The organism is Achromobacter sp. 2789STDY5608615, from assembly GCF_001298995.1.
GTDB lineage: Bacteria > Pseudomonadota > Gammaproteobacteria > Burkholderiales > Burkholderiaceae_B > Achromobacter > Achromobacter insuavis.
This window is the reverse complement of record NZ_CYTY01000010.1, coordinates 175050-181060: the sequence shown is the minus strand read 5'-3', so window position 1 is coordinate 181060 and position 6011 is coordinate 175050. Positions and strand designations below refer to the sequence as shown.

Below are 6011 nucleotides of genomic sequence, written 5' to 3'. Positions count from 1 at the left end.
CCCCTTCGTCATCTTCGTCACAGCCTTCGGCTGTTCCTTCAGATTCCCTCGGGCGCATCTACACGCCCCGCTCCCCCCCAGCCCCGCCACCCCCGGCTGCGTCAGTGGCTCTTCACGGGCGTGGGGGCGGGTGGTTTGCTTGGCGTTCTGGCCCGGAATGAGGCTGGGGGGAGGGTCTTGCGGGGTCGCCAAAGGCGGCCGCGCGGGCGGCCTTCTTTGGCGTTTGAGGGGCTTGCGTCTGGGCGGTGCCGGGCTGGATGCCGGGTGTCGGGCGAGCGCAGCTGTTGGGGCTGCGCTGTGGGTGCCCTCGCCGCTTGCTTACTTCGCGGCTTCGGATTGCGCTTCGGCCGGTTTCTTTTTCTTCTTCTTTTCGGGCAGGGCCAGCATGGTGCCGCGACACGGCGGGGTGCCGCAGAGGCACTTGTAGCCTTCCTTCAGGGCCTTGGTGATGCGGCCGTCGAGGACCAGGCCGTAGTCGTAGGAGAGTTCGGTGCCGCGCGGGATGTCGTTCAGGGCGACGATGTAGACGCGCTTGCCGTGCTTGCCTTCCTGGGCTTCGCAGTTGGGCTCGCAGGAGTGGTTGATCCAGCGGGCGTCGTTGCCCTGGTCGCCGCCGTCGATGACGCGGCCGGAGCTGAGGGCGAAGAAGAAGGTGTGGAAGGGATCGTCGGGATTGGTGGGGTGGCGACGGTCGGCTTCCTTGGCGCTGATGCGGGCGCCGCCGTACTCGATGATGCGGGTGCCCGCGGGGATCTTGCGGGCGGCGAAGACGCCGTTGCCGTGCAGCTTGGAGCGGCGCACGACGTACCAGGGCTTGATGGGGGTGTCTTCGGTGGTCATTGAGTGGCAAGTGTGGCGGTGAGACGAAACAGAATTATATCGGCGCGCTCATGACACGATGACAGGCGTATAGTGAGCGCCGCCTCGTTTCTTTGTTCACCTGCACCATGATTGTCCGTCCGCGTCCTTCCGCGCTGGCTCTGTTCTTTGTCTTGCGCGGTTCCATCATTCCCCGCATCTTCAGCCGCATCCTGGTGATCACCGTGCTGTCGTGCGTGGTGGTCTGGATGTATCACCGGCAATGGTTCTCGCCCACGCACCTGTCGGCGGTGCCGTTCTCGCTGTTCGGGCTGGCGCTGTCGGTGTTCATGGGGTTTCGCAACAACGTCTGCTATGACCGCTGGTGGGAAGCGCGCAAGCAATGGGGCGACCTGATCGTGCAGGCCCGCAGCCTGGCGCGCGAGAGCGCGGTGCTGCTGGCGGCCAGCACCGCCAATCCGGTGCAGGAGCGGCTGGTGCGGCGTTGCATCGGCTTCGGCTATGCGCTGGCGGCGCGGCTGCGCGACCAGGACATGCTGGAAGCGGTGCGGCCCTGGGTGCAGCCCGAGGAACTGGATACGCTGGCCGGCAACCGCAACGTGCCGGACGCGCTGCTGATGGCGATCAACCGCGACCTGGCGGCCTGTCTGCGGCGCGGCGAATTGACCGACATCCTGTACCAGGGGCTGACGCAGCGGGTGGCGCAATGCGCGGCGATCCAGGCGGCCTGTGAGCGCATCAAGTACACGCCGACGCCGTTCGCCTATTCGCTGCTGCTGCATCGCACGGCCTGGCTGTTCTGCCTGCTGCTGCCGTTCGGGCTGGTGGGCACGCTGGAATACCTGATGCCGGTGGCGGTCACCATCATCGCCTATACCTTCTTCGGGCTGGACGCGCTGGGCGACGAACTGGAAGACCCGTTCGGCCTGGAGGAAAACGACCTGCCGCTGTCGGCGCTGGCGCGGGTGATCGAGATCGACCTGCTGGACGGGCTGGGCGTGCGGCCGCTGCCCGAGCCGGCGCAGCCGGTGGACTGCGTGCTGCGCTGAGCGCCAGGATTCAGGTCGTCGGCCCGTTCAGCGGCAGCATGGTTTCCTTCAGGCGCCGCAATACGAAGCAGGATTTGCTGTGGCGGATGCCGGGGATGCGGTACAGCTGCTCGCGCAGCAGCCGCTCATAGTCGCGGGTGTCGCGCACGGCGATGCGGATGTAATAGTCGTAGTCGCCCGACACCAGGAAGGCTTCCAGCACCTCCGGAATCTGCGCCAGCGCCCGCCCGAACTCATACAGAGTCTCCTCGCTGTGGCTCTCCAGCGTGACGTGGACGATGACCGTGTCCATGAAGCCCAGGCTGGCCGGGTCGATGTCGACCGTGTAGCCGCGGATGACGCCGGCGGCCTCCATGCGCTTGATCCGGTTCCAGCACGGCGTGGACGACAGGCCGACCGCCGCGCCGATGTCGTTGAGGCTGGCGCGGGCGTTCTCTTGCAGGGCGCGCAGAATCGCCAAATCAAACTTGTCCAGGTTCATTTTCTTTGATTCCTCCGATCCAAAGATAAATTTACTGCGTTTGCCGGCAATTCGTGGAAAAGAAGATAAATATTCTCCCGGATTCCCAATAAGATGGATAGCATGAACGATCGCCTGCACCCCTCCGTCGCCGCCGCGCTTGCCGCCCCTGAAAACCCCCCCCGCGAACGGGGCCAGGATTCTGCTGGAAACGCTGATTGCGCACGGCGTCGACACCGTGTTCGGCTATCCCGGCGGGGCCGTGCTGCCGCTGTACGACGCGCTCTACGCCGAGCCGCGCCTGCGCCACGTGCTGGTGCGCCACGAGCAGGCCGCGGTGCACGCCGCCGAGGGCTACGCCCGCACCACCGGCCGCACCGGCGTGGTGTTCGTGACCTCCGGGCCGGGCATGGCCAACACCACCTCGGGCCTGCTGGACGCCATGTGCGACTCGATCCCGGTGCTGTGCATCAGCGGCCAGGTCGCCACCAGCGCCATCGGCACCGACGCCTTCCAGGAATGCGACGCCATCGGCATCTCGCGTTCCGTGACCAAGTGGAACACCCAGGTGCGGTCGGTCGACGACGTCGCCGCCGTCACCGCCCGCGCCTTTGAACTGACGCGCCAGGGCCGGCCCGGCCCGGTGCTGCTGGACTTCCCCAAGGACGTGCAGCTGGCGGTGCCGCGCGATGCCGACGGCGACGACGACACCCCGTCGCAGCAGAAGCTGGCGGCGCTGCGCGCGCGGCGCCAGTCGGGCAAGCTGGCGCCCAAGCTGCCGCAGTCGGCGGTGCGCCGCGCCGCCGCGCTGATCGCCCAGGCCAAACGCCCCATCTTCTACGGCGGCGGCGGGCTGGTGAACGCCGGCCCCGAGGCCTGCGCCGCCTTCACCGAACTGGTGCGCGCCAGCGGCGCGCCCTGCACCCTCACGCTGATGGGCCTGGGGGCGTTCCCGGCCTCCGATCCGCAGTTCGTCGGCATGCTCGGCATGCACGGCACCGTCGAGGCCAACCTGGCCATGCACAACGCCGACCTGGTGGTCTGCATCGGCGCCCGCTTCGACGACCGCATCACCGGCAAGCTGTCCGAGTTCTGCCCGCATGCGCGCAAGATCCATATCGACATCGACCCCGCCTCCATCAACAAGGTGGTGCGGGTGGACGTGGCCCTGGTGGGCGACTGCCTGCCGCTGGTGCGCGCCCTGCAGGCCGAGCTGGGCGGGCCGCTCGATGCGGCGCGGCTGGCGCCGTGGTGGGCGCGGGTGCAGGCCTGGCGCGCGCAGGACTGCCTGGGCTACACCCCGGCGGCCGACGCCATCCTGCCGCAGCACCTGATGTCGCGCCTGAACGCGGCGCTGGCCGGGCGCGACGCCATCGTCTCGACCGACGTCGGCCAGCACCAGATGTGGGCCGCGCAGTACCTGCGCTTCGACCAGCCGTACCGCTGGCTCACCTCCGGCGGCGCCGGCACCATGGGCTACGGCGTGCCGGCCGCCATCGGCGCGCAGGTCGCGCATCCGGACAAGACCGTGGTGTGCGTCAGCGGCGACGCCTCGGTGCTGATGAACATCCAGGAACTGTCCACCGCCATGCAGCACCAGGCGCCGGTCAAGGTCGTGCTGTGCAACAACGGCTACATGGGCATGGTGCGCCAGTGGCAGGAACTGATCCACGGCGGCCGCTACAGCCACAGCTACAACGCCTCGCTGCCCGATTTCGTGGCGCTGGCGCGGGCCTTCGGCTGGGGCGCGGCGCGGGTCGAGGACCCGGCGCAGCTGGACGCGGCGCTGGCCGAGTGCCTGGCGCACGACGGCCCCTACTTCCTCGACGTGGCGGTGACGGCCCAGGAGAACTGCTTCCCCATGATGCCGGCCGGCCATGGCCACCACAAGATGATGCTGGCCGAAGGCGTCTGGTACCAGGACGAGACCACCTGAGCCGGCGGCGATTGCCGGGCAGGCGGACCTCCCACGCGGGGCCGCCGGAATGATGAAGGGGCCCTTTGCGGGCCCCTTCGCTTTTGCCGTCCTGTCAGAACTGGATCGACAACCCGCCGTCGACCACGAGCACGTGCCCGTTGACGTAGGACGCCGCTTTCGATGCCAGGAACACCGCCGCGCCGGCGATCTCTTCCGGCTCGCCCCAGCGGCCGGTCGGGTTGCGCGCCGCGATGCGCGGGCCGACCGCGGGGTCGGCCACCATCTGCGCATTGGTCTCGGTGGCGAACGTGCCCGGCGCGATGGCGTTGCTGGTGATGCCGCGTCCGCCGAACTCCGCCGCCAGCGCCCGCACCATGCCGGTCAGGCCCTGCTTGGCGGCCGGATAGACCGCGTCGCCGGCGCGCGCCAGCTCGCCCACCACGGAGGTGATGGCGATCAGGCGGCCGCCGCCCTGGCGCGCCATGCGCTCGGCGGCGTGCTTGGCCAGCAGGATGCCGGCCACCAGGTCGGTGTCGATCAGCTCGCGGATCTCGGCGGCGCTGGTGTCGGCCAGCGTCTTGCGGTTGCGCGCGCCGACGTTGTTCACCAGGATGTCCAGGCGGCCATGCTCGCGGTCGATGCGCTCGAAGGCCCGCGCCATGGCGTCGTCGTCGCTGACGTCGAAGGCCAGCGCGTGCGCGTCCAGGCCATCGGCGCGCAGCGTGGCGGCGGCGCTTTCCGCGGCCTGCTCGTTGCGGCCGTTGATCAGCACGCGCGCGCCGCTGCCGGCCAGCGCGCGGGCGATACAGAAGCCCAGCCCGCGGGCCGAGCCGGTCACCAGCGCGACCTGGCCGCTCAGGTCGAAGTTGCGCAGATAGGGCAAGGAAGTCGTCATGGTCGCGGCTCGGTTCATTCGCGGAATTCGGGCGCCCAGTGCAGCAGCCGCCGTTCCAGCCAGGTGACGCAGTACACCAGCGCGATGCCGACGATGGACAGCAGCGTGACCGCCGCGAACATGTCGGTGGCGTTCAGTGTAGCCAGCGCGGTGATCATCAGGTAGCCCATGCCGGTGGTGGAGCCGACGAACTCGGCCAGCACCACGCCGATCAGCGCGAAGCTGATGGCGTTGGGCAGCGCGGCGAAGGTCCAGGCGGCCGCGGTCGGGATGCGCACGCGCCACAGGATCTGGCGCGGCGACCCGCCCAGCGTGCGGCAGAAGTCCACCAGCTCGCGCTCGACGCTGCGCCCGCCCTTGTAGGTGTTGAAGAACACCAGAAAGAACACCACGAACCACGAGGTCACCACCTTGGACGCCAGCCCCAGGCCGAAAAACATGGTGATGAGCGGCACGAAGGCGATGCGCGGCATCGAGTTGAAGGCCACGATGAACGGGTTGAACACGTCCGCCAGGAAGCGGCTGCGGCTCAGCGTCATGCCGACGATGAAGCCGCTGCCCACGCCCACCACCAGTCCGACCAGCGTGGCCTGCAGCGTCAGCCACAGGTGCGGCCAGACCGAGCGCGGGCCGGGTTGCAGCCATTCCCACAGCCGCACCGCCACGCGCGAGGGCTGGCTGATGAAGAACGGATCGAACAGCGTGTTCTGGGTGAACCACGGGATGCGCGTCAGCGTTTCCCAGGAGCCCAGGATGAGGGCCAGGATCAGCACCTGCCACAAGGTGATGCGCATGCGCCGCAGGGCGCTGGCGCGGCGGTCCAGCCGCAGCTGGTCCTGCAGGGTATCGGTGAATTCGGGAGCGGTCATG

General features: G+C 68.7%; 5 protein-coding genes and 1 pseudogene. 2 read left to right on the top strand and 4 right to left on the bottom strand.

What is annotated here, in order from left to right:
* Positions 1-318: 318 nt before the first annotated feature.
* Positions 319-840 carry an SET domain-containing protein gene (locus AOZ49_RS11400; RefSeq protein WP_054475383.1) on the bottom strand — a complete coding sequence of 174 codons (522 nt, stop codon included), beginning with the start codon at positions 838-840 and terminating at the stop codon, positions 319-321.
* Between the two features lie 107 nt (positions 841-947).
* Here AOZ49_RS11400 and AOZ49_RS11395 point away from each other — a divergent pair, with 107 nt between their 5' ends.
* Complete coding sequence (locus tag AOZ49_RS11395) at positions 948-1868, top strand: bestrophin family protein (protein ID WP_054475394.1); 921 nt, start codon at positions 948-950, stop codon at positions 1866-1868.
* Positions 1869-1878: 10 nt separating this feature from the next.
* On the opposite strand, the gene AOZ49_RS11390 is transcribed toward AOZ49_RS11395, so the two are convergent.
* The gene (locus AOZ49_RS11390; RefSeq protein ID WP_054433830.1) at positions 1879-2349 is read right to left on the bottom strand and encodes an Lrp/AsnC family transcriptional regulator; all 471 of its coding nucleotides are present in this window, start codon (positions 2347-2349) and stop codon (positions 1879-1881) included.
* A gap of 93 nt (positions 2350-2442) precedes the next feature.
* On the opposite strand from AOZ49_RS11390, the pseudogene ilvB reads away from it, so the two are divergent.
* A pseudogene (gene ilvB / locus AOZ49_RS11385) lies at positions 2443-4264 on the top strand (biosynthetic-type acetolactate synthase large subunit).
* A gap of 94 nt (positions 4265-4358) precedes the next feature.
* On the opposite strand, the gene AOZ49_RS11380 reads toward ilvB, so the two are convergent.
* The gene (locus AOZ49_RS11380; protein WP_082380403.1) at positions 4359-5141 is read right to left on the bottom strand and encodes an SDR family oxidoreductase; all 783 of its coding nucleotides are present in this window, start codon (positions 5139-5141) and stop codon (positions 4359-4361) included.
* Between the two features lie 14 nt (positions 5142-5155).
* A complete protein-coding gene (locus AOZ49_RS11375; protein ID WP_054433832.1) occupies positions 5156-6010 on the bottom strand; it encodes an ABC transporter permease in 855 nt (284 codons plus the stop codon).
* Position 6011: the final 1 nt, after the last annotated feature.